18 protein-coding genes are annotated in these 24,198 nt (G+C 68.0%); 7 read left to right on the top strand and 11 right to left on the bottom strand.

Annotated features, from left to right (window positions below):
- Window positions 1-2 precede the first annotated feature (2 nt).
- From tssM to HNE04_RS12705, 10 genes are all read right to left on the bottom strand, one after another.
- Window positions 3-3,326, bottom strand: a complete 3,324-nt coding sequence (gene tssM / locus HNE04_RS12750) for a type VI secretion system membrane subunit TssM (RefSeq protein ID WP_172219440.1) — start codon at window positions 3,324-3,326, stop codon at window positions 3-5.
- Window positions 3,323-4,453 (bottom strand): type IVB secretion system protein IcmH/DotU, encoded by a 1,131-nt coding sequence (gene icmH, locus HNE04_RS12745; RefSeq protein ID WP_172219437.1) that lies wholly within the window; start codon window positions 4,451-4,453, stop codon window positions 3,323-3,325. Before icmH ends, tssM begins: the two co-directional genes overlap by 4 nt.
- The gene (gene tssJ, locus HNE04_RS12740; RefSeq protein WP_172219435.1) at window positions 4,441-5,634 is read right to left on the bottom strand and encodes a type VI secretion system lipoprotein TssJ; all 1,194 of its coding nucleotides are present in this window, start codon (window positions 5,632-5,634) and stop codon (window positions 4,441-4,443) included. The genes icmH and tssJ overlap by 13 nt, the downstream gene beginning before the upstream one ends.
- A 190-nt stretch (window positions 5,635-5,824) precedes the next feature.
- Window positions 5,825-6,364 carry an OmpA family protein gene (locus tag HNE04_RS12735; protein WP_172219433.1) on the bottom strand — a complete coding sequence of 180 codons (540 nt, stop codon included), beginning with the start codon at window positions 6,362-6,364 and terminating at the stop codon, window positions 5,825-5,827.
- Window positions 6,365-6,443: 79 nt separating this feature from the next.
- Window positions 6,444-7,406 carry an alkaline phosphatase D family protein gene (locus tag HNE04_RS12730; RefSeq protein ID WP_172219431.1) on the bottom strand — a complete coding sequence of 321 codons (963 nt, stop codon included), beginning with the start codon at window positions 7,404-7,406 and terminating at the stop codon, window positions 6,444-6,446.
- A 7-nt stretch (window positions 7,407-7,413) separates the two neighbouring features.
- On the bottom strand, window positions 7,414-9,753 hold the full coding sequence (locus HNE04_RS12725; RefSeq protein ID WP_172219429.1) for a GMC family oxidoreductase: 2,340 nt from the start codon (window positions 9,751-9,753) through the stop codon (window positions 7,414-7,416).
- A gap of 98 nt (window positions 9,754-9,851) precedes the next feature.
- Window positions 9,852-10,148 carry a hypothetical protein gene (locus tag HNE04_RS12720; RefSeq protein ID WP_172219427.1) on the bottom strand — a complete coding sequence of 99 codons (297 nt, stop codon included), beginning with the start codon at window positions 10,146-10,148 and terminating at the stop codon, window positions 9,852-9,854.
- 85 nt (window positions 10,149-10,233) lie between these two features.
- Entirely contained in the window at window positions 10,234-10,518 is a 285-nt protein-coding gene (locus HNE04_RS12715; RefSeq protein WP_172219425.1) for a hypothetical protein, read from the bottom strand.
- Window positions 10,519-10,569: 51 nt separating this feature from the next.
- On the bottom strand, window positions 10,570-10,851 hold the full coding sequence (locus HNE04_RS12710) for a hypothetical protein (RefSeq protein ID WP_172219423.1): 282 nt from the start codon (window positions 10,849-10,851) through the stop codon (window positions 10,570-10,572).
- Between the two features lie 111 nt (window positions 10,852-10,962).
- Window positions 10,963-11,241, bottom strand: a complete 279-nt coding sequence (locus HNE04_RS12705; protein WP_172219144.1) for a hypothetical protein — start codon at window positions 11,239-11,241, stop codon at window positions 10,963-10,965.
- Between the two features lie 289 nt (window positions 11,242-11,530).
- Between HNE04_RS12705 and HNE04_RS12700 the strand changes: the two genes are divergently transcribed.
- Window positions 11,531-11,725: a hypothetical protein gene (locus HNE04_RS12700; RefSeq protein ID WP_172219421.1), complete on the top strand. Its 195-nt coding sequence runs from the start codon at window positions 11,531-11,533 to the stop codon at window positions 11,723-11,725.
- On the opposite strand, the gene HNE04_RS12695 is transcribed toward HNE04_RS12700, so the two are convergent.
- Window positions 11,718-13,421 (bottom strand): serine/threonine-protein kinase, encoded by a 1,704-nt coding sequence (locus HNE04_RS12695; RefSeq protein WP_172219419.1) that lies wholly within the window; start codon window positions 13,419-13,421, stop codon window positions 11,718-11,720. The two genes, HNE04_RS12700 and HNE04_RS12695, sit on opposite strands and share 8 nt — an antisense overlap.
- A 360-nt stretch (window positions 13,422-13,781) precedes the next feature.
- On the opposite strand from HNE04_RS12695, the gene HNE04_RS12690 reads away from it, so the two are divergent.
- Genes HNE04_RS12690 through HNE04_RS12665 form a run of 6 tightly spaced genes read left to right on the top strand, consistent with a single transcriptional unit; the run spans window position 13,782 to window position 24,179 of the window.
- Complete coding sequence (locus tag HNE04_RS12690) at window positions 13,782-15,179, top strand: efflux transporter outer membrane subunit (protein ID WP_172219417.1); 1,398 nt, start codon at window positions 13,782-13,784, stop codon at window positions 15,177-15,179.
- Complete coding sequence (locus tag HNE04_RS12685; protein WP_172219415.1) at window positions 15,166-17,682, top strand: FHA domain-containing protein; 2,517 nt, start codon at window positions 15,166-15,168, stop codon at window positions 17,680-17,682. Before HNE04_RS12690 ends, HNE04_RS12685 begins: the two co-directional genes overlap by 14 nt.
- Window positions 17,660-19,033 (top strand): HlyD family efflux transporter periplasmic adaptor subunit, encoded by a 1,374-nt coding sequence (locus HNE04_RS12680; RefSeq protein ID WP_172219413.1) that lies wholly within the window; start codon window positions 17,660-17,662, stop codon window positions 19,031-19,033. Before HNE04_RS12685 ends, HNE04_RS12680 begins: the two co-directional genes overlap by 23 nt.
- A gap of 28 nt (window positions 19,034-19,061) precedes the next feature.
- Window positions 19,062-19,814, top strand: a complete 753-nt coding sequence (locus HNE04_RS12675) for a peptidylprolyl isomerase (protein WP_172219411.1) — start codon at window positions 19,062-19,064, stop codon at window positions 19,812-19,814.
- A 19-nt stretch (window positions 19,815-19,833) separates the two neighbouring features.
- Window positions 19,834-22,896, top strand: coding sequence for a peptidase domain-containing ABC transporter (locus tag HNE04_RS12670; RefSeq protein ID WP_172219409.1), 3,063 nt, complete (start codon window positions 19,834-19,836; stop codon window positions 22,894-22,896).
- On the top strand, window positions 22,893-24,179 hold the full coding sequence (locus HNE04_RS12665; RefSeq protein WP_172219406.1) for a sigma-54 interaction domain-containing protein: 1,287 nt from the start codon (window positions 22,893-22,895) through the stop codon (window positions 24,177-24,179). The genes HNE04_RS12670 and HNE04_RS12665 overlap by 4 nt, the downstream gene beginning before the upstream one ends.
- Window positions 24,180-24,198: the final 19 nt, after the last annotated feature.

Below are 24,198 nucleotides of genomic sequence, written 5' to 3'. Positions count from 1 at the left end.
CTTCACCATCGTGCCGGCGGGCAACGAAAACGTGCCAGCTCCCGGAGAGTCCAGATATCGGCGTCGGGGGCGCCGGATGCGCTCGCCTCGACCTCGAGGGTGCGTGTGTCCACGGCGAAGGCCAGCCGCGCTGTCGCGCCCCGCTCGCCCTGCCAGTCGCCGCGCAGCAGCACCCGAAGCCAGGCGAAGGGGCCTTCATGGACTTCGGCGCCGACCCCGGCGGGGCCGGGCGGCAGGATGCGCATCAGCACTTTCTGCGTCGCGGCCGGTCCGGGCCAGACCAGCTCCTTCGCACGCGGTGGGCCGTTTTCGAAGCGCAGCAGCTGGCCATCGACATCGATGCTGAACTGCAGCAACTGGGCATCCATGCGCTGGGGCTTGAGGCGCAGCCTGAGCTCGGGCATCGGTGCGCCGCCGGGGAAGAACAAGGCGCCGATCGCCGCCGCCTGCTCGAATGCCCCCGGCACGCCTGCATCCGCGGGCGCACTGCGCGCTTTCCAGGGATGGCTCGAGGTGTCCACGCGCTCGCTCAACTGGTTGCGCCGGAATTCGTCGAACATGCCGCCGGGTCCGAACAGGCGCGCGAAATCGGAGGGCGCCATGTCGCGCGACGTGGTGGTGCCGAACGGGAAGCGATCGCGCGTCAAGGCGCTGCAGGCCTGCGCGAGTTCGGTCAGCGCGGCATCGAAGCTCGGCTTGGCGCCGCCGCGCGAGCGAATCAATGTGCCGAGGTCGATGTAGACCTTGCGCAGCGCGGCCGGCGCGCGCGCGGCCTCGGCGCGCAAGCTCGCGTCGAGCTCGTTGTTGGCGGCCTCGCCGCGCTTGCCGGCGGCCAGGGCGTGAAGGCGGTCCAGCGCTTGCGGGCCGGGGCCGGCCGCGTAGTCGCCGAGGGTGCCGAACCGTGCGCGCAGCAGCCCATCGAAGGCGGCCTCGGCCGCGCTGCCGCCCTGGGAGGTCGCGCTGAACTCATCGGCCAGGCGCGTCAGCAGGCGGCGCAGCGGCGAATCCGGCGCCGTGAGTTCGCTTGCCAGACGGGCGGCGCTATTCGGATCGGCGCCGGGCGCCAACGCCAGCGCGTCGAGCTGGCGCGACCAGGCGGCGATCACGCGCTGGGCCTGGCGCTTGCCGACTTGAGCGCCGATCTCGTCGCGCCAGGCGCGGTCCTTCTGCAGACGCCGCACGTCGCCGGCCGTGTCGCCCAGCACCCAATCCGCCTCGTTCGCGAGCTCATCGAACGTCGCTTCGAGCGCGGGCACGAGTCTGCGCCGCCAGTCGCCGGCGCTTGAATGCGCCGGCATGGTCCCGGCGCCCGACGCCGCGAACAGAAGGGAGCCGGCCGGGCCCAGGCGCGTCGGCAGATCCCGGGGCGGCTCGGGGTCGTCCACACGCCGCAGCAGCCGCTCGTGCACGCGCTGGGCCAGGGGCAGCGCCGCAAGCGCGCTGCGCGCCGCGCGCACCCCTTCGTCGTCGGCGCGCATCGCTTCGGGCAGTCCGCTGCGCTCGAGCAGGGCCTCGACATGGCGCGCCCATTCGGCGCGTTCGCCGGCGCCGCTGGCCTGTCCCAGCGCCTGCTCGGCCCAGCGCCGCAGCTCGCCGCGCGCCAGCCGCGACGGGTTGGAAAGCATCAATGAAGCGCGCAGCGCCTCGTAACGCGTCGCGCTGTCGTCGGCCTCGCGCAGGTCGCGGCGCAGTCGCTTGATGAGCAGCGGCGCCAGACTGCGGTCGAGCATCTCACGCCAGGCCTGCTCCGCCGAGCGCGCCAGGCGCGGCCCCTGGAACAGCCCGAAGCCGAAGCCGGCCGGCGCCACGTTGGGATCGATGCCGTCGTTCGCGGCCAGGCGCTCGAGCAGTGAGTAAAGGGGCAACACCTGCTCCAGCCCTGCCGACTCCAGCGAGCCTATGCGGCCGGTCAATTGCTCGACGCGTGTGCGCACGGTGTCCACATAGTCGAGGTTGCGCCGCAAGCTCTGCCACCACAGGGCCGAGGCGGCGAGCAGCGCGGCGCCGGCAAGGCCGGCGCCGACCATGGCGGCCCGCCGGCGCAAACGCAGCCGGTGCAGCCGCTGGCCTGCCAGCGGTGCTTCGGCGATTACCAGGCTCTGCAGCAGCGATCTCAGGAAGAACGATTTGCCGCCGGCATCGGGTCGCGCCAGCGGCTTCAGCGCCAACCCGTGGCTGCGTGCGAGTTCGCCGATTACCCGGTCGATCGGATTGCCCTCCTGGGTCCCGCTCGTCAGCGCGATCGAACGCAGGCGTTGCGGCGGTTCGGCGGCAATGGCGTCGAAGGCGGCGCGCACGAACTCTTCGAGGGGCGCCAGCAGGGCTTTGAACTGTGCCGCGAAGGCGTAGATCGCAAGGCGGCGCTGCGGCGTGCGCTCGCGCTGCAGCGCATCGGGGCTGCGCCGCGCCAGGCGCTGCGCGAGGTCGGCCAGGCGCGGCCCCAGATCGGCCGGGATGCCGCCTGCATCGGCATCGAACACCAGGCCCCAGAGCTGCTCGCGTTGCGCGGTGTCGAGGTCGCCGAAGGTTTCGATGAAGCCGGCGAGCAGGTCGGCCTTGGTCACCAGCAGATAGATCGGAAACGCGAGATCGAGCTCGCGGCGAAGTTCGTCCAGACGTGCCGCGATCGCAGCCGATTGGCGCGCGAGTTCTGCGCCGCCGTGCAGCAGGTCGGGCACGCTGACGCTGACGATCACGCCATTGATCGGCTGCAATGGCCGGTGCCGGCGCAGCAGCGCGAGGAACTGCTGCCATTCCTGGGCGTCGGCCGCGGCGTCGCTGTCCTGTGTCGTATAGCGTCCCGCCGTGTCGATGAACACCGCGTCCTGGCTGAACCACCAGTCGCACTGGCGCGTGCCGCCGCACCCCGCGAGCGGGTCGCGCCCGAGACGTTCGGCGAGCGGAAAGCGCAGGCCCGAATGCAGCAGCGCCGTGGTCTTGCCGCCCCCGGGCGCGCCGATGATCAGGTACCAGGGCAACTGCTGCACCTGTTGCCGGCGCTGCCACCAGGAGCGGGCGCCCTGCGTCTCGATGCCCTGGCGCAGTATCGCGAGCGCCTGGCGGAAACGCTGGCTCAGTTCAGGGCCGCCATCGTCGGCTTCCAGGCTGTTCAGCAGGCGCTCGTTGCGCCGCCGGGCCAGCAGCAACTGCAGCCCCCGCAAGCCCAGCAGGAGGAGCGTGACCCCCGCCAGCAAGGCGAGGCGTGCGCGCGCATCGTCGAAAGGGTGCCAGGCGCCGACGGCGATCAGCGGCGCGGCGAACCACAGCAAGGCGCCTGCCGCGCCGACGTTGACGGCGCGTTGCGCGAAGCGGAGGGACGCCTTCATTGCGGAAACAGGATGATCTCGACACGGCGCTGCGCCTTTCCGGCCGTCGCGTCGACGCGGGCCTCGACCGCGAGCCGCGCATCGCCGATGTGGGGCCGCAAGACGTCGGCGGTGCCGTGCGCCCATTCCATCGCCTGATGCCAGGCCGAGGGCGTGCGCGCCGTCGGGGGATCGCTGCCATCGGTGTAGCCCACGACAAGGACCTTGCCCTGCTGCTTGGCCAGCGCCGAGCCCAGGCGTGCCAATGGCCCGCTGGCGCCTTGCAGCGCGTCGGCGCCGACCACGACCACGCTGCGCAGCGCCTCGTCGCGCACCGACAGGCGCCCGGCGGCGACGTCCTCCTGTAGCCGCGAGGCCAGCCGCGGCGGCGCTGTCGCCGCGCCCGTTGCGGCCGTGGCAGTGCGTGCCGGCATGAGCTGCTGCAACGACACCAGCACGCCGTCGACGCGCGCCGCCAGTTGAAGCTGGCTGGCACTGTAGACGCTCAGGGCCAGCACGCCGAGCAGCAGGACCGCCGGCAGCGCGACGCGTGGCGCCCGCGGCGGGCTGGCGGCCGCCGCCGCGCAGTGCCAGGGGGCCACCAGCGCCGGAGCTGGCGCCACCTGTTGCAGCAGCTGGTGCACGCGCGAGCGCAGGCTTTCATGGTCGCGGCTGCCCGGCTCGGTGCGCGCGCGCAGCCCGAGACTCAGGCAGGTGTGGAAGAGCTCGAGCAAGGCGCGGTGCTCGCGCGGCTTTTCGGCCAGCCGCGCCAGGAGGCGCAGCAGCTTGTCGCCGCCCTCGGCCTCGCCGTGAAAGTGCTGCAGCAGCCCCGCGCCTCCCGCACCCCAGGGCGCCGCGCCGAACTGCTCGTCGCCCCAGGCACACAGCAGGTAGCTCGCGGCCGCGATGCCGGACTCGGCGACGCCCGCGACGCGCGCGTCGGCTTCGAACCGGTTCACTGCCGCGGCCAGGCTGCGACGCAATGCGGCGGGGTCGGCGGGCGTCGCGTCCCGCAAGCGGGCTATCAGTGCAACCAGCGGGAGCGCCTGGGCGCGCAGCGCACGCGCGGCGGCCGGCTCGCCTTCGCCGTCCGGCTCTGCAAGAGCCTGCGGAGCGGACGCGGCGCCGGGCCGCTTCACTTGGCCCACCCCAATTGCAGTTGCCGCGCCTGGGCGTCGACGCGTGCGCGCGGCGCCAGCGTCCCGACCGGCAAGGGCAGGGTGGCGCGCCATTGCGAGTGCTCGATTTCCCGGAACGCACCGAAGACGGCGACGGCACGCGCGTCACCGCTGAGCTCCAGCGCCAGCTCGCGCGCTTCGCCCGGGCGCAAGTGCAGGTTCTCGCGCACCAGCACGTTCGAGCCGAGGGTTGCCTCGTCATCGTCGTAGAGGCTGTCGAAACTCGCCTTCTCGAATCCGCTCGCATCGCGCAGCACATAAACCCGCAGCGCCAACGAGGCCGACACGTTGCGTGCATCGGTGTTCAAGCTGCGCTGCGCTTGCACGAGCAACTGCAGGGTGCGTTTCGGCCCGGCCAGCACCGGCGCCGCGCCGGGGTTGAACATGAAATTCACGACCATCGAGGTGTTGACCCAGGGAATCTGGCGCTGTCCGGTATCGCGCAGCACTTTGATGCGCACGGCCTTCATCATTTCCTCGACCTCGATGCCGGCGGTACGCAACTCGGCGGCAAGGTGACGGGTGTAGATGCTGTTGCCGCCCACCGGGCCGTCCTCGGCCACCCCTCCGGGCGCCGCGGAGAAAGCGATGAGCGCACCCGGCGCCGCCATCTCGGCCAGGCCATTGACGTTGCGCGATGCCCTGCGCGCAGCGAAGGGGTCGTTGCGGCAGGCGTCGATGATGAAGATGCGGGCGCGTGGACGCACCCGGTCGACATGGGCGAGCAAGGCTTCCTGCATGTCGATGGCCTCGTCGCGCACTTCGGCCTCGTCGCGCAGCGCGATGTCGACCGGCAGCAAATAGTTGCGCCCCCCGATCTGTACGCCGTGCCCGGCGTAATAGAAGACCGAAGCGACCTGGTCGTCGTCCATGCGGCGTGCGAATTCACGCAGCACGCGCTTGAAGTCGCGGGCGTTGAGATTGAGGTGCTCGCCCACTTCGAAGTCGAGGCTGCGCAAGGTCCGCGCGACGAGGCGGGCGTCGTGCTCGGGATTGTTCAGCGGAATTTCAGGGTAGCGCGCGTTGCCGATCACGAGTGCGACGCGGCGTTGCCTGGAAGCCTGGACCTTGGCCTGCGGTTGAGCATGGCCCAGCTCGTTCCACAACAGCGGCGCGAGGGCAAGGCTGGCGATCAGTCGACGGCGACTCATCCGGGCCAGGACGGTACGGCGCAAGGATGGGATGCTGCGGACCGGCGAGGCGGATGATGCGGTGTACCACACAGTGTGAAGCCCTTCACTGGCGATTCGCACCCGATTGTCGGCGCTGTGCCACGGCGGCACAAGGGGCTCGCGGCCGCTGCAGCGCGGCATGGCACAGCTTGAGGATTGGCGAGCGCGTTCAGGCGCCGCGGAACTGCACGCGGCGGTTCACGCCGGCGTTCGGATCGGAGCCGTTGATCGGCCGGCTTTCGCCGTAGGCGACGGTCTTCAGCCGCGCGGCCGCTATGCCGTGACGCTGCACCAGGTAGTCGCGCACCGCGTGGGCGCGCACTCGCGACAGTTCGAGATTGTAAGCATCGCTGCCCTTGGCGTCGGTGTGGCCTTCGATCGTGACGATGCGTTGCGGCGCCAGCAGCTTGATGCCTTCGGCCAGGGCGTCGAGCTGGGACCGAGCGGACGGAACGATGTCGGCGGAATTGAAAGCGAAGCGTACCGGCAGGGACAGCGCGTCGGCGTGCGAGTCCGTGCTCGGCTTCGCACGGCCTGCGGGAGCATCGTCGAGCAGGCTGATCGACCGGGTCTTGCCCAGCACGGCCGCCACGTCCTGCGGGCTCACCACCTGGCCTTCGCGATAGACGACGACCTTCTCGGCCTTCAACCCGGGGGTGAACAGCGCGGCGGCGATGGCGATGGCCAGGGTGACGAAGTAGCGGGTCATTGGGGGCTCCAGGGGCGGTGGATTCTTCACTCCCATGGGTTGCGCGGGCCACCCCGGCCGGTTCAATCTTTTTCGACGCTCACGGCAGCCAGGTCTGGCGGAAGATCGTGCGCGAGAGCTCCAGCCGATTCCGGTTGAACAGGCTGATGTCTATTTGCTGCGGTCCGACGTCGACGATGCCGAAGTTCTGCCGCACGGCGCCGGCCACCACCGCATCCTTGATCGCGGCACCGGACGACGTGGCCTCGTGCAGCGGAAACCGGTTTGGCCCGTTCGTGAAGGCGTCGAGCGCATTGCGGTGGATGTCGCCGCTGAGCATCAGCACGCGCTGTTGCGACGCCAGCCCCATCAGCCACGCCACGTCCTTCATGTAGTGCTGGTAGCCGGCCATCGTCGAGCCGCTGGCCCACAGGTGCACGGCCTGTGGCGCATTGGCGAAAGCCTGGGCGAACGCGGTCTTTTGCGCGTCGCCGAAGATCGTCCGCTTGGACTCGGCCACGAGGAAAGTGCTCGTGCGGTGCGTGCGGCCGTCGCTCAGGTGCAGCCACAGGCCGGGCTCCAGCTGCAGGCTCGGCGTGTTCAGCGGCGGCTGGTTCATGTTCCAGAACGATGGATCGCCCGCGTCGGGCGGAAAGCTGCCTGCGGCGAGCTGCTGCTGCAGAGCCGTCCTGAAGGCTTCGAGACCTGCGGTCGCAAGACGCATCTTGCCGCCGTGCACGACGCGCATGTTCTGGTCGCCGCCGGTTGCGTCGTTCCAGAGGAAATCGTGGTCGTCCCAGATCGCGTCGACCGTGCCGGGCGGCATCGCCCCCACCAGACCAGCGAACTGCGGTTGAGCGATCAGCTCGGCATAGCGCTGGTGGATGTGCTGCGCAAAGGCCCAGTCGGGCATGTCGCGCGGGTGCGGTGCGCTGTCGATGTCGAAGTACGTCAAATCGCCGAGCAGCAACAGGCGGTCCGGCTGCTGCGCCGCGATCCAGTCCCATACCGGCTGCTGGGGATACAACGCGGTGAACACGCACGATGCAAATGCGATTCGCATGGGCATCTCAAGCCACGCGGCCTTGGGCACATTGCAGCGCACTCGGCACCGGCGCCCGAGCCGGCGCGATCTGGTCCCACTCGGCGAAAACCTTCTCCGCCACCCGCAGTGCGATGGCCGAGATCGTCAGCGCCGGGTTGACGCCGAGGGCCGTCGGCAGAATCGAGCCGTCCGCAATGTAGAGGCCGGGATGGAAGCCGCCGCCCGCGCCGGCTTGGCGGAACACGCGGCCCCATTCGTCGACGACACCGGTCTGCACCGACTCGCCCATCGGACAGCCGCCGAGCGGATGCGAAGTCAGCACCGTGCGACTGGTGAGCGGGATTTTCACATCCGACAGCGGGCTGAGAAACTTCGCCGTGCTCCCCGGCGGCCGCAGCTTTTCAGCGAGCCGGTCGAGCGTTGCCCTGATCTCGCCATAGATCGGGTCGTCGTGGTAGCGCTTGCCGTCGGCGCGTTCGAGCCGCAGACGGTCGTCTTCGAGGCGAAAGCGCCCATTCGCATCGTCCTTGCCCTGCGCCACGATGCACATGATGTGCGCCGTCAATTCGTCCTCGGCCTCACCGCGGTCGGTGCTCATGTCGCCGGCGCCGCTCTTCGGGTAGCTGCGCGTGGGCCGGCGCGCGAAGATCTTGCGGGCCGCCCCTAGCGCATCGCCGAGCGCTGCCAGGTAGCGATCGGTGCCGTCGCCGTCGGCGAGTTTCTGGATCACCGGCACGCCGTAGCCTGTCAGCGCCCCGAGCGCGCGGGGCACGCCCTGGTCCTCGATCTGGTGGAACCCGGCGGCCTTCGGCGCGTCGGCCTTGAACTGGCCATAGGACGTCGTCACCGGCCCGAACGTGAGGTTGATGCGCTCCTTCGTATCGGGCAGGAAGGCGATGTGGTCGCCGTTCGGCGAGAAGCCGTCGCCCACGCGGGCGCTGAGCCCGCGCAGGCCCCCGGCGCCGCCGGTCTCGGCGGCGAGCCGCATCGAGCGCAGCATCAGCTCCACGGTGCCCAGACTGCCGGCCGCAACAACCAGGCGATCGGCGGCGATCACGATCGAGTCGGCAGCTCCGGCCGGATCGCCCGGCCGGCGCTGGCGGTAGTGGACGAGGTAGCCGCCGCCCTCGCGCTCGGAGATGTGATCGACCTGCGTCAACGGCGCGAGCTGCAACGCGACCTGACGCACCTGGCAATCGCCGTTGGCCGGGAGCTTGCGATCGATGGTGCGCGTGTCGACAGCGCCGTAGATCGCCCGCATCAGCTGCTTGTTCAGCGTCTGGCTGGCGCCAGGCAGGCAGCCGATATTGCAGCGCCCGTGGCGTTCGCAGTAGTTGGTGCCGGGCAGGCGCAGCGCCTTCTGCCGCTCCGCGGTGCCCTGTTCCGCCCTGCTCAAGAGGCCGGGCGGAGGCGCGAAGTCCATGTCGTTGATCGCCAGATCGACCGTGCCGTAGGTCTGGGTCATCGTCGACATCGCGGTCTGGAAAATCCGCGCGCGGTCGATCAGCTCGCCTTCGCGATCCGTCAACCGGGTCTTTTCGGGTGCGATGCGGATCTGCCATATCGCCCGCCTCGGGTCCACGCGAGCCATTGTGACGGGGGCCACCCGGATCGAGGCCGGCGTGATGCCGGGGCTGCGCATGAGGATCTGGCTCGGCCCGGTGAGGCCTGTTGCGGCCTCGGGCTTGTTGACGAGCAGGTTCTCGATGCCCACGGTCACCCCGCGCAGTGCCTGCTCAAAGAGACGGTTGCGCAACGCGGCGCCGCCGGCTCCGCGCCAGGCGCCGGGCCAGCGCGGGTCGTCGAACAGCGTCTCGGGCGGGCGCAGCATGATCTTCGAATAGATCAGCGAGCCGCCGCCAACGCCGCTGGCGCGCAGCACGGAGACGCCGTCGTTCTGGAGATTGAAGAGACCTCGCTTGCCGATTGGCACGAAGTCGTAGAGGCCTTGAGGCCGTTGCTCGGTGTAGCGGCATCGCTCCAGCAGATCGGTCATGCCGCGGAAGTCGTTCATCGAACTCCACTCCTGCACCGGCTGGCCTTTGGCAATCAGGAAGTCGCGCGTCTTGACTTGCTTGTCCTGCACCGTCTCGGTGGGCGTGGTCCACCAGGTTCCGCGCTCGAGCATCAAGATTCGCAGCGGCGTGGCCGTCGACTTGTTGCCGCCGCGCTCATTCAACTTGTGGGTGACCCACAGTGCGGTCATCGCGCCGCCGAAGCCGCTGCCGATCACGACCATGTCGTAGCGCTCGGACGGCGGCGGTGGCGCCTTGGGCGCGGTGCTGCAGCCCGGCAGCAAGGGCGCCATCGCACCGGCGAGTCCGAAACGCCCCAGAGAGTCGATGAACGTTCGCCGCGTCTTCATGCTACCTCCCAGATGCATGCAAGGCATGCGGGGGATGATGTCGCCAAGCCCGCGCCGCGTCAACATCCGGCCGAGCACGCAGAGTGCGGCGATGCCGGCTACGGCTTCGACAGGGCGAAGTTGAAGTTCATTGCGTTCTGGTTCGCGTTGACGTTGATCACCGCGTTGGCGGCGTTGCTCTCGACGGCTATCGTCTGGAACTGAACGTTGATCTGGTCGGCAATGAAGTTGGTCTGGTAGAAGTTGACGATGGGCGCGATCCGGGCACTGTCGGGCAGGAAGGCGCGAAAGGCTCCGAAGACCCAGGGCGCGCCGCCTGCGCCCTTGATGGACGACATCGCCTTGAAATCCAGCGCGCGGCTCATGGGCAGGTCGGTGATGGTCATGGTGCTCATGGTGTCCCTTTCGAAATCCTGGGCCTGCGGTCGGGTGAGGGTCGCGGGCGACCCCCACCTTGCCGGGATTGCTCTTGGCGCAGGCTCAGCAGCCGCGGACCACGCCGAGGCGGCCGAGCAGCAGGAACGCGTCGACGTTCGTGGCCGTGTTGGTGTTGGACGCGGTCTGCGTGAAGGTGTTGTCCGACTGGATGGTCGCCGGGCCGGAAAACAGGGAGCCGTTGCCGATGTTGGCGACGGCGGCCATGCCCTGGACGTTCGATTGGCTCGTGCCGATGGCTTGGTCGTCGACGCCGCCGCGCACGGCCGTCATGGCCTTGCCGTCGAGTTCTTCTTTGATGGACAGGTCGCTGATGTGGAGGTGGGTCATGTCAGTTCTCGCTTGAAAAAAAGTTGGGGGTTGAGTGGGGAGGGATGGAAATCAGCCGCGGACCAGGCCCAGGCGGCCGAGCAGCAGGAACGCGTCGACGTTGGTCGCGGTGTTGCTGTTGGACGCGGTCTGCGTGAAGGTGTTGTCCGACTGGATGGTCGCCGGGCCGGCGAACAGGGAGCCGTTGCCGACGTTCGCGGCAGCGACCATGCCCTGGACGTTCGATTGGCTCGTGCCGATGGCCTGGTCGTCGACGCCGCCGCGCACGGCCGCCATGGCCTTGCCGTCGAGTTCTTTGTTGATGGACAGGTCGCTGATGTGGAGGGATTTCATGTCATTTCTCGCTTGAAAAAAAAGTTGAGGGGTTGAATCACTGTTTCCTTGGTAAAGGAGTCAATGAGTTGAGAAGAATGGGTTTTCGGTTCAAAACAATTGAGCGGGATTTCAGCCGCGGCCGAAGAGGGCCGCGAGCAGCAGGCTCTTGTTGGACGCGTGGTTGCTGTTGTCCGCGTCCTGGCTGAAGGTGTTGTCGGACTGGATGATCACCGGGGAATTCGCCCCGACGACCAGGCCGTTGCCGACGTTGGCCGCGGCCATCATGGCCTGCATATTGAGCTGGCTCGTGCCGATCGCCTGGTCGTCAACGCCGCCGCGCACGGCGGCCATCGCCTTGCGATCGAGTTCCAGGCTGGCCGGCAAGTCTTTGATCATCAGGGTGTGCATTTCAAAATCTCCTTAAGTCAATGAGTCGAATGGGTTGAGAGGGATCACGAAATGAGCAACTGCTCGGAGCTTTATTTGCACGGGCCGTGCCAGCTTTCATCCGCCACCGAGACAATTGCGCAAGTGCTTGCCAGGCAATGGAAAAGTGCTGGGTGGCGATGTGCGCGAGCACGGCAGCGAGCCGCTGAAATGATGGGTGCACGCCAACACGCAGGTTTCGACTGTTGGTGGCGATACGGCACTTCCGTTGATGGCCGCGCGAGACTATATTTGGGTTCAGGAGACTGCCATGGCACTCATCAACGTCAAGGACTTGCCGCAAAGCGTCGATCTCGATCGCAAGGCGATGCAAGCGATCGTGGGGGGCGCGCGCACTGGCGTGCGACCCGTCGATCTTTCAGGCACGAAGACCCGCAGCGGCCGTATCGTCGACTATCCGCCTGGGTTCGGCCGCGACAGGCCGACGGACAAGCGGACTACTTGAACTGAACCAGGAAGCTGGCTTCGGCGGGCTTGTCGGCGTCCACGCGCGAAAAGGCGCTTCGCAACTGATCGAGCGAGGTGAGCGGCAGTCTCGCGAAGTCGGTGCCGACCACCTCTGGCGGCAACTGATCCATGAGGTCGCGCTCGCTCGCGAAGCAGGCGATCGTCTCCGTTACGTTGCGCGTGTTCGCCAGGATCTCGAAGCGCATCGGGCCCGGGATCTCCAGCGGCGCCGCCGCAGTCACCAGGGCGCTCTTGCGGAAGCGGTTCGGATAGAAGCGCACGATGCGCTGTGTCTCGTCCTGCAGATAACAGTAAACGTGCGCATCGTGGCTTGCGATGACCTGCAGTCGAATGCGCTCGCCGGGCTTGAAGTGGCCGTCCGAGCCGAGAGGAACGATGGCCAAGGTGCGCGGTACCGCCGTTTCGGCCTGCGCCGGCGGCTGAGTCAGCTGCACGAGCGCCACGGGTTCGAGCGGGGCTGCCGCCTGCGTGGCTAACTGCTGCGGTGCGGCGGGCTGCGGCGGCGCGACGGGGGGCGCCGCGAGTTGCACGGTGCGCGGCATCAGGATGAGCGCGCCGGACGCCAGTGTGGAAAGCGCCAACGCGATCACCGCGGCGCGGCGATGGAGCCGCGGCAGCATGCGCCGCGCAGCCGCCGCAGGCACGGGCCGCACCGCGGTGGCCGCGAGCGCGGGATTCACGGCCGTTCTCGACATCGTTGGCGCGCCCAGCGGCGCGCGCGATGGCCGTGGCATCGCCGCCGTCGCGTCGGTTTCAGAGCTGCTGGCATCGAGCGCACGCGCAAAGTCGCCCACGGTCTGGAAGCGGGCGGACGGGTCCTTCTGCAGCGCCCGCATCACCGCGGCCTCCACCTCGGAGGGCACGTCTCCAGCGAGCGCACGCAGCGGTGGCGGTGCCTGTTCCAGCTGGGCCTTCATCAACGCGAGGTCGTTGTCGGCGTCGAACGGCGCGCGGCCGGCGAGCAAGGTGTACAGCACGATGCCCAGCGAATAGATGTCGGAACGGACGTCGGCCTCGCCACCGCGGATCTGCTCGGGCGACATGGCCTTGGCCGTGCCCGCGACCTGCCCGTGGCGCGTGAGGTGTTCCTGACTGTCCAGCGCGCGGGCGATGCCGAAGTCCATGACCTTCACCGCGCCGCTGTCGGCCACCATGATGTTCGCCGGCTTGATGTCCCGGTGCACGATGCCGTTGCGGTGCGCATGCTCGATGCCGTCAAGCGCCCGCCGGAAGATGCCGAGTGCCCGCCTGAGCGGCACCGGGCCGCCGGAGCGGACGAACTCGTCCAGCGATATCCCGGCCACGTATTCCATGACCATGAACTGATCGTCGCCTTCGTGCAGAAAGGCATGGACGGTGGCGATGTTGGGGTGGCTGAGCTTCGCGTGCAGCTGCGCTTCGCGGCTGAAGCGCTCGACGAAGAGCGGATCGGACGCGAACTCGGGGTGCAGCACCTTGATCGCGACCTCGCGCTTGAGCATCACATCGACGCCCTTGAACACCTGCCCGACGCCGCCCTCTCCGAGCCGCTTGCTGATGAGGTAGGCGCCCACGCGGCTGCCGACCAGCGAGCGCGATGCGGCGCGTTGTGCCGGCGGTTGCCCGTCGGGCTGCTTGTCGCTGTTCTGGGCATTTCCCACCCGAAACCGCGTCGTCCAGTTCGCCAGATTCATGATCGCTCCTGCTGCAAGAAAGAGCCATGCCGTGCATGGTCGTGTTCGCACCAGACAATGGGTTGCCGCGTTCGGCAAGCCGGTTCAATTTCTCTCGCGATCTGCTCAACGGGGAGACTTCGAGCAGCGGTTCAAAGCGCCTTGACAGTGCCTCACGTCCTGCCTAAGGTTTCCAATGGCCCCGAGAGTCGACGCTCACCGTTCGCGCCCACGATGGCACACAGTGACGGCGCCGAAAAAGTATGAACCGTTCCGGAACCCGTCGCAACTCAGGATGGCGACAAGCTCCGGCGATGCAAAGCTGCGACACCCGCTTCAGGAGCTCCCGTCTGCAAGTCCAACTCTTGAGCAAAGGGCGCAATGAAGCAAACCATTCTTCTCTCCGGCCTCTGTGCGGCACTGCTGTGCGGTTGCGCGGATGTCAAGATTTCCGAATACAAGCGGCCGGAGGCCCCCACGAAGTCCTCGTGGTCTCGGCCTTCCGATAGCGCCGTGTCCGCTTCCGGCACGATTTCAATGCAGTGGTGGACAGAGTTCCGGGACCCCTACCTGGACTCGCTCGTGGCCAAGGCGATTGCGGGCAACTTCGACCTGAAGATTCTGGCAGCGCGCATCGACGTGGCCAACCTGCAGATCGCCGAGGCCCGCGCGGGCGGGCAGCCGACGGTGGACATCGGCGCAGGCGCCAGCCTGGAGAAGAGCACCGGGCAACGCTTGAGCAAACAGTTCAGCGTGGGCAGCCAGGTGAACTGGGACATCGACGTCTGGGGCAAGGTCAGCAAGGGCGTGCAGGCGCAGACCGCCGAGTTCAAGGCGACCGAGGCGGACTGGCGCGCGGGCTACCTGACCCTGGTGTCCGGCGTCTCGATCACGTACTTCCAGATCCTTCAACTTGACGAGCAGGTCGACCACCAGCAACGCGCGCTGGCCAAGAACCAGCAGATCCTGGGCATCTTCGAGACGATGCGCAACAACGGCCTCGTGCCCGCCACGCAGGTGCTGCGCCAACGTGCGGAAACCGCCCGGCTGACCAAGGAGCTGCTGGAGCTGCGGCGCTTTCGCAACGTGTCCGAGAACGCGCTGGCCACCCTGCTCGGCGTGCCGGCCGGGGAGCTCAAGGTGCCTGCGAGCCGCCTCCAGGACCGGGTGCAGATTCCCGGCGTGCCCACCGGCTTGCCTTCGCAGTTGCTGGCGCGCCGGCCCGACGTCATCGCGGCCGAGTTCCGCGTGCTCGTGGCCCATGACCTGATGGGGCAGGCCAAGCTCGCACAGCTGCCGTCCATCAGCCTGACCGGCCGCGGCGGCTCGGCCAGCTTCGCACTCGGCGATCTGCTCAAGTCCTTCACGTTCGGGCTCCTGCCCAGCATCAATATTCCCGCACTCAATCCCGCCATCAAGGCGCGCGCCAAGACCAGCGAGGCCCAGGTGAAGGTCGCCGAGCAGGAATACCGCCGCACCGTGGTCGCCGCGTTCGAGGATGCCGAGAACGCGCTCGTGAACCTCGACGCTCACCGGCAGCAGCGAGAGCAGCTGCAGCTGCAGGTTAATGAGCTGCGGCAAGTGGCTGCCGGGAGCACAGCGCAGCTCGCGAACGGCCTCATTTCGCAGCTCGAGGTGTTCGAGAACGAGCGCTCGCTGCTCGCGGCCCAGCTGGCGCTGCTCGCGAGCCACCAGCAGGTCCTCGCCGACACGGTCACGCTCTACAAGGCGCTGGGCGGCGGCTGGGCCGCCGTGGAGGTCGCAAATGCCCGCGACTGAGTTTGCGGTGCGTGGAGAGGCGCCCCTGGGCGCCTCGCAGGCGGCGGCGGGGAGCGACCTCGACATCGTGCTCAAGCCGCTGTCCCGGCCCGAGCTGGGCGACATCCGCATCGACGGCATGCTCGCCGTGGGCCGCGCCGAGCAGCCTTTCGCGACTTACAAGGATGACATCGTCGTGATGCTGTCGCGCCGGCACGCCAGGATCTTCTGCGAGGCCGGCATCGTCTACGTGGTCGACCTGGGGAGCAGCAACGGCACGACGGTCAATCGCGCGGCGGTCGGGCAGTCGCCGAGCCCGCTGCGCGACGGCGACGATATCTGCTTCGGCGGCGTGCTGTCGTACCGGGTGGAGATCACGCAGCGCTCGAAGGCGCGGCCGGACGCGTTCACCCTGACCCTTTCACCTGCTTCCCAGGGCACGGGCCTGGAAACGCTCGTCATTACGCGCTTTCCTTTCCTCGTCAGCAAGACCGAAGGGGTGCTCGCCCGCCAGCGCGGCGAGCATGCCGCGCAGTTGAGCTACCTGTCGCGGCGGCACGCGCACATCTTCCTCAAGGGCGGCGGCGCGTACATCGAGGACCTGGGCAGCACCAACGGCACCTTCCTCGACGGGCTGCGCCTGCAGGAGTGCGCGGTGCCTCTGCAAGACGGAGCTCTGCTCGCGTTCGGCGGCGATCACTTCACCTACCGGGTCGGCATCACGCAGGGCGCCGAGCCCGACCTGCCCAAGCCGTGCGAGCCGGCCCGGCCAGCGGCCGAAGTGCGCCCCGCGGACAACCGCTCTGCCGCTGCCGGCAAGACCACGTTCGTGGCGGCTCCGACCTCGTTCCTCGAGATCTTCTGTGTCGAGAACGCGCTTCATGAGAATGCCGACGGCAGCGGCTCCACGGTGCCCGCCCTCGCCGAGCAGGCGCCCGCAGGGCGCCGCTCGCGCGGGCGCGCGGTGGCGCTGTGGTCCGAGCTCGCGTCGGTGTTCCAGGGCCACGATAGCGAGGGCGCGAAGCGCGGCGCCTGGCGCGCCGCGGCGGTGGTGGCCGTGCTGGCTCTGGCGGTCGTGGCCCTGTACTGGTGGGGCGCCTCCGATCGCAAGCTCAAGGAGCTGGTCGCCGAGGGCGACTACGCGCAGGCCGCCCTGCTGGCCGACCGGTCGCTGGAGCAGCGGCCGGACGATCTGGAGCTCAAGGGGCTTGCCACCGAAGCCGCGCTCAAGGCGAACGTTCCTGCATGGCTGGCCAAGGTGGCGGCGCGCGATTTCGACGGCGCCGACGCCGTGATCACCGGCATGTCGAAGCTCGCCCTGCGCAATCCCGAGCTGCGGCCGCTGGCGGCCGAGCTGGAATGGCTGGGCCAGCTCGAGCGGCTGGTCAGCCAGCGCGGCGGGCCCGACAAGCCGATACGCATCTACGCCGACGAGGACAGCATCGCCGGCGTGATCGACCGCTGGAACAACGACACGCGCGAGCACCAGCGCGCCCTGGCCCGCATCGCATCGTACGTGCCGCAGTTCGCCGCGCCCTACGCCGAAGCGCTCACGCACGTGCGCAAGCTGCAGAGCGAAGCCACCGTGCACCTGGCGGCCATCGAGCGCCTGAAGGCCACCATCGCCGCCGAGCTGAAGCGGGACCGGCCGGAAGCGCTGGACCCCGTGTTGAAGGAGGTTGCCGAGAAGTATCCGGCTCTGGGCGGGCTGGACAGAGTGCGCCAGGATCTGGACCGGTACACCGAAATCAGAGCCGAAGCGCGCGCGGCCAAGTCCGGACGGCCTTTCTCCCTGATGCTCAAGGCGCGCTTCGCGACGCCGCCGTTCCAGGAGAGCTTTCGGGCCCTGGCCGCGAGCGGGCAGCTGCCGCCGGCTGACCTGGTGCAGAAGTACGAAGCTGCCACCAAGACGTGGAAAGAGGGGCAGGGCGACGCGTCGCGGACGGCCCTGCAGCAGATGGCCACCGGTCCCTGGGCCGCAGCGGTATCGAGGGAGCTGGAGCGCCGGCAAGCCGTCATCACGCAGTTCGCGGCCCTTCAGCAATCGCGCGGCGCGAGCGCTTACGCGGAGCAGCTGCTGGCGTTTCGCCTCGCGCTCGATCCGGAGGAAGACGTTCACTTCGTGCGCGCCACCCAGGCCGACCTGGACCAGCAGAAGGACAAGGTGCTCGAGCGCGCGCAGGACGCCATGAACCGGGCGCGCGTTCTGTGGCAGGACTATCGCAACCGGGGCGCGATCGAAGCCGCGCAGCGCGGCGAGACCACGATATCGGACCTGTTCCGCGCCCGGGCCCGCTTGCTGTCGGAGGCGAGCAGCCACGCGCACCAGGCCATGCAGATATATGCGCAGGTGGGCGCCGCCGCGCCGGAGCAGTCGGCCGCCATTTACGGCGAGATCAAGGCCGAAACGCAGCAGCAACGCAGCGCCTTGCGCGAGTTGCGCAATGTGCTCGATGCGGAACTCCTGAAGAGCAAGCTTGCACTGCTTGGAGACACGAGCGATGACACACGCAAATCGCCTTAAGCCCCTGACCCAGGCGCTCGCGGACCACAGCAGCGAGGGCATCGCGATCCTGACCGCCGAGCCTTCGCGGTGGCTGCATGCAGTCGTCATGGCGATGATCGGTCTGGTGCTGTGCGCGCTGGCCTGGTCGTTCTTCGGAAAGGCCAATGTGATCGTCGCCGCGCAAGGCGTGGTGGTGCCCGACTCGGAGGTCCGGCGCATCTACGCCCCGGTCGATGGCGAGCTGGCCAATCTCTACATCGCCGCGGGCCAGCCGGTGTCCAAGGGCGACGTGCTGGCAAGGCTCAACGCGCGAGGCGCGATCGAGGTCGCGAGCAACGCGCTTCAGGCCCAGCTGAAGCTCGAGGAGGCGGAGCGGGAAGTCAAGCAGTTTCCCGAGAAGAAGGCCCTGCTCGAGCGCAAGGCCGCCACGCTGCGGCAGGCGATGGAGCTCGAGCAGCAGCAGCACGAGAAGCGCACCGCCCTTGGAACCTCGAAGGTGGAGGACGTGCAGAGGGCGCAGGTGAACGAGGCCCGCACGAATGTCGAGGAAGCCCGCAGGGCCCGCGACGCGGCCAAGTCCGAAGCGGAGAAGTTCGAGCGCGTGTTCGCGCAGACGGGCGGGGGCGGGGTGTCGCAGTTGCAGGTCGAGAGCAAGAAGAACGCATTGCTTGCGGCCGAAAACGCCTACCGCGTCGCCCAGTCGAGGGTGGGCGAAGTGAGCGCCCGGCACGGCCAGGAGATTGCGCAGGCCCGCGCCCAGGTCGAGGCCAGCGGCCAGGAGCTCAACAGGCTGCGGCTGCAGTACGAGGCGGCCACGAACGAGCTCACCAATGCCGAAGAAAAGCTGCGGCTGCAGCTGCAGACGGCGCGGCTCGTCGCCGACGCCGCGGCACGCGTGCGCTTCGAAAACATCGACAAGGACAACTTCCTTCTCATCGTCGCGCCGGTGTCCGGCGTTATCACCGAAGTGACGTCCACGCAGCCGGGGGACAAGGTCCAGGCCAACATGCCGCTGGGCGGCATCGCGCCGAGCAATGCGCGCGCCGTACTTCAGGTCGAGATCCCCGAGCAGGACCGCGCCTTCCTGCGCGAGGGCCTGCCGGTCAAGCTCAAGTTCAGCGCATTCCCGTACCAGCGCTACGGCCTCATCAACGGCACGCTGGAATCCATCTCGCCCGCCACGAAGCCGTCGCCGCAGACCAAGCAACTGGTCTACGAGGCGCGCGTGACGCTGGAGCGCGACCACTTCCTCGTCGCCGACAAGAAGTACCCGCTGCGCTACGGCATGACGGGCACGGCCGAAGTCGTCGTGCGCGAGCGGCGCCTGATCGATCTGGCGCTGGATCCGTTCCGGCAGATCGCCGGCTGAGATTTGCCAACTTCGAAGGAGCCATCAGATGACTACCATCCTGAAAATCGACGGCGAAGCGATCAGCGTCGCCGAGCTGTTGCAGACCTTGAAGCTGACGGGGCAGTTCGAGGGTCTGATCGAGCAGCTTGTCAGAGACCGCATCACGGTCAGTGGCGCCAAGAAGCAGGGCGTGCAGGTCTCCGACGAAGAGATTCAGGAGCGTGCCGACCAGTTCCGCCGCGTGCGCGGCCTGCACCGGGCGTCGGACACCAACAAGTACCTCGACGCGCTGGGGGTGGGCCTGGACGAGCTCGAGGCCTTCCTCACCGACGGCCTCTACCAGGAAAAGATGATGCAGCGCGTCTGCAGCGACGAGGCCGTGCGCGCGTTCTTCAAGCTGAACTCGCCGCGCTTCGACAGCATCGAGGTGAGCCACATCGTGCTCGACTCCGAAGGCAAGGCCAAGGAGATGATCTCCGTGCTGCGCGACGACCCGGACAGCTTCGGCGAGATGGCGCGCGAGCATTCGATCGCCGACACCCGCGAGCACGGCGGCCTGATCGGCAAGGTGCTGCGCGGCTCGCTGCGCGGCGACGTCGAGGCCAAGGTGTTCAACGCTGCCGCGGGCGAGCTGCTCGGGCCTTTTGCGTCCTCGGACCGCACGACGTTCGAGATCTTCCGGGTCAACGCCAAGCATCCGGCCCGGCTCGACGACGACACCGCCACCGAGGTGCGCCGGCTGCTGCGCGAGGATTGGCTGCGTGCCCGGGCTCAGGAACACGTCATCGAGGCCTGCTAGGCCGGGGACTCGCAACACCATGGACGCACGCGCCGCCGACCAGCCTCTCGCCGACTTCCTGGCGACGATCGACCTGTTTTCCACGTTCACGCGAGCCGACATCGATCGGATCGCCGAGAGCGCGCAGCCTCGCTTCTTCGCGTTCGGCGACACCGTGTGCACCGCCGGCGAGATGGCCGATGGCCTGTTCGTCGTCAAGTCGGGCTCGATACGCGTGTTTGCCGAGGAAGACGGCAAGGAGGTCAGCCTCGGGGTGCGCAAGGCCGGCGACGTGCTGGCCGAGATGGCCATGCTGCGCGATTACCGGCATGAGGTGTCGGCGCGCGCGTCGGCCAAGGCCGAGCTGCTGTTCATTCCGCGCAGCTGCGTCGGCCCCACCGTGGCGGCCAACCCCGCCGCGCGTGCGTTCGTCGCGAGCCGTGTCGCGATCAGTTCCGCAGGCGGGCTGATCAGCCAGTTGTTCGACCTGCGCGGCAAGGTCGACAAGAACGAGCTCGAAGAGCTGATCCGCAGCGTGGGCGTGAAGCAGATCGCCGCCGGCAAGGAGATCCTGAAGCAGGACTCGCGGGACGATCGCAGGCTGTACGTCGTGCGTCACGGCGAAGTGCGCCTCGTGCGCCACGAAGAAGGCACCGACTACGCGTTGGCCACGCTGGGGCAGGGCGACACCTTCGGCGAGAAGGCCTGCCTGATGCGCCAGGAGCAGTTCGCTGGGGTGGTGGCCGCCACAGACGTCGCCTTGCTCGTGATTCCGGAGAAGACGGTTCAGTTCCTGCTCGGGCGCAACCCGAAGCTGCGTGAGGCGCTGGAAGAGCGGGTGAAGCTCCTGGACCGGGAGCTGCAGCGGCAGAAGAAGCTGGCCGAGCGGCGCAAGCTTCCGGCCATGATCGACCTGGAGTCGAAGGCGGAGTTCGGCGAGAAGCTCATTCCGCGCTTTGCCTGCGTTCAGCAGGCCGAGGAGATGGATTGCGGGGCGGCCTGCCTCGCGATGATCTGCAAGCACTACGGCATCGGCATGACGCTGGGCAAGCTGCGCGAACTCGCGAACGTCACGACGCAGGGCGCCACGCTCGAAAGCCTGGCCCGCACCGGCGAATCGCTCGGCTTCACGACGCGGGGCGTGCAATGCAGCGTCGATACGCTGCGCGGCTTCGAGCTTCCGCTGGTCGCGCACTGGATGGGCTACCACTACGTGGTGGTGTACGGGGTCTCGAAGCGGCACGTGTGGGTGGCCGACCCCGCGACCGGCTTCAAGAAGATGACCATCGAGGAGTTCGAGCGCGGCTGGAGCGGCACCTGCCTGGTGTTCACGCCCGGCGAGGACATGGCGCAGGTGGCTGCGACCCGGTCGCCCTGGGTGCGGTTTGCGAGATACCTCGTCCCCCACAAGAAGATCCTGCTGCACCTGTTCCTGGCGACCTTCGTGATCCAGATCCTGGGGATCGTTCCGCCGGTGATCATCCAGAACATCCTGGACGGAGTGATCGTGCACCAGGACGTGAGCCTGCTGCACCTGCTGATCGTCGGCTTGATTGTCTCGCACGTGTTCACCCAGCTCATGGCGACGATCCGCGCGAGCCTGGCGAACTTCATGGTCCGGAAGCTCGACTTCGACATGATGTCGCAGTTCTTCAAGCACACGCTCTCGCTGCCGTACTCGTTCTTCGCCAAGCGCAAGACGGGCGACATCTTCGCGCGATTCCAGGAGAACCAGACGATACGGGCCTTCCTGACGGAGTCCACCGTCACCACGGTGCTCAACCTGCTGATGATCTTCATCTACTTCACGGTCATGTTTCTCTACAACGTGAAGCTGACGCTGCTGCTGATCGCGTTCGTCTTGCCCATCCTGGCGTTGACGGTGCTCGTGACGCCGAAGGTCAAGGCCTTTGCGCGCGAGTCGTTCTCGGCGGGCACGGACGCGAAGTCGTTCCTGATGGAAGCGCTCGGCGGGGTGGAAACCGTCAAGGGCATGGGCATCGAGCGGCCCGTGCGCCTCAAGTGGGAGAAGAAGTACGCCAAGGCGCTCGAGGTGGCGTACCGCTCGCAATCGTTTTCCATCGGCATCGGGCTGGCGGGGCAGCTGCTGAATGCCGCCACCACGGTGGCGATCCTGTGGGCCGGCGCCAACCTGGTGCTGGCGCGCGAGCTCACCATTGGCCAGCTGATTGCCTTCAACGCGCTGATGGGCAGCGTGCTCGCGCCCCTGATGGGTCTGGTGGGACTGTGGAGCATGCTGAACGACGCCGCGGTGGCGATGGAGCGCCTGGGCGACGTGCTCGACCTCGAGCCCGAACAGAAGCCCGAGGACATGGCGTCGCGCGTCGCGCTCCCCGAGCTTCAGGGTGACATCCGCCTGGACGGCGTCTACTTCCGCTACGGCGGCAACGAGACGGCATACGTGCTGGAGAACATCAGCCTGGACATCAAGCCCGGCGAGCTGATCGCCATCGTGGGCCGCAGCGGATCGGGCAAGACGACGCTGGCCAAGCTGCTCGTGGGCTTCTACCCGCCCACCGAGGGCAAGCTCACCGTGGACGGCTACGACATGAACGTGATCGACAAGGAGTACTACCGGGCGCAGGTCGGCTACGTGATGCAGACCAACCTGCTGTTCTCGGGAACCATCGCCGAGAACATCGCCAGCGGCGACGCCAGCCCCGACCGCCGCCGCATCGAGGAGGTCGCGAAGAAGGCCGATGCGCATGCCTTCATCAGCAAGATGCCGCTCGGCTACGAACAGGTGGTCGGCGAGCGCGGCATGGGCCTGTCCGGCGGGCAGATCCAGCGGCTGTGCATCGCCAGGGCGCTGTACCACGATCCGCGCCTGCTGGTGTTCGACGAGGCGACTTCGGCGCTGGACACGCAGTCAGAGAGCAACATCATCGCCGCCATGAGCGATATCCTGAAGGGCCGCACCGCGGTGATCATCGCGCACCGCCTGAGCACCATCATGCGGGCCGACAAGATCCTCGTTCTCTACGAGGGCGCCATCGTCGAGCAAGGCAAGCACGAAGAGCTGGTCGAACGCCGCGGTATGTACTACGAGCTCGTGCAGAAGCAGCTGAGCGCCGCCACATGAAGATCGTCGACCACGATCCGGACACGGGCACCACGCAATCGTATGCGGGGTTGATCGAGCGCATCGAGATCCTTCGCTCCACGCTGCACTGGGCGACCAGCCTGCAGAGGCCGGACATCGAAAAGCTGTTCCGGCAGGCCGGCGCCTTGCGCGACGAGGTGATGCAGCTGTCGCACAGGGAGCGGTTCGTGAAGGCGGCCGCTGCCGAGCCGACCCGTACCGAGCGGTCCCGGCGCGATCGTCGCCAGGGCCTGATCGAGCGCAGCTTCATCTTCGAGGGCACGTTCGGCGAGAACCCCAGGCTGCTCGAGTCGCTGGAGATCGCCGAGAAGGCGGCGCCCACTGGCCTGCCCGTGCTCATCGATGGCGAGAGCGGCACCGGCAAGGAACTGATGGCCAAGGTGATCCACGCCAACGGCGACCGCGCCGACCGGCCCTTCGTCTCCGTCAACTGCGGCGCCATTCCCGAGAACCTGCTGGAGTCCGAGCTCTTCGGCCATCGCAAGGGCTCGTTCACGGGCGCCTCGGGCGACCGCAAGGGCAAGTTCGAGGCCGCGCATACGGGGACCATCTTTCTTGACGAGATTGGCGAGCTGCCGCTTGCCGGGCAAGTGAAGCTGCTGCGCGTGCTGGAGGCGCACGAGATCCAGCGCGTCGGGTCCGACGAGCCGATCGCCGTGGACGCGCGCGTGGTGGCGGCCACCAACCGCGACCTGCGCAAGCTCAGCCAGGAAGGCAGGTTCCGCGAAGACCTGTTCTACCGGCTCAGCGTCATTCACGTCACGCTGCCGCCGCTGCGCGAGCGCAAGGACGAGATCCCGCTGCTGTTCGAATTCTTCTGCGACGAGGCGGCCGAAGCGCTGAAGCGGCGGCCGATCGAGATGAGCCCGCCGCTGCGCCGATTCCTGCTCGGCTACTCCTACCCGGGCAACATCCGGGAGCTGCGCAACATCATCTATCGTCTCTCGTGTCTGGCCGGGCGCATGGCCGATCTGGAGCACCTACCCGCGGACATCCGGCCCACGCCGCCGGTTCGCGACGCGATCGCCGCGCCGGCCGGCGAGGCCCACGCGGCGGGACCGGCAGCGCTCGGCGAGGCCAAACGCGCCGCCAGCGACCAGGCCGAACGCGAGTTCCTGGAGCGCGCCTTGCTCGAGGTCGGCGGCGTGGTGACCGAGCTGGCCAGACGCTACGACCTGAACCGGTCCCACGTGCAGACGCTGCTGAAGAAGCACGGCATCCGCTCCAAGGACTGCCGCAACGGAAACACGCCGCACCACTAGCGGCTGCCATGCGGGGCTC

This window comes from Caenimonas soli, from assembly GCF_013155545.1.
GTDB classification, from domain to species: domain Bacteria; phylum Pseudomonadota; class Gammaproteobacteria; order Burkholderiales; family Burkholderiaceae_C; genus Ramlibacter; species Ramlibacter soli.
The sequence above is the reverse complement of the archived record's forward strand: the minus strand, read 5'-3'. Positions and strand labels throughout refer to the sequence as shown.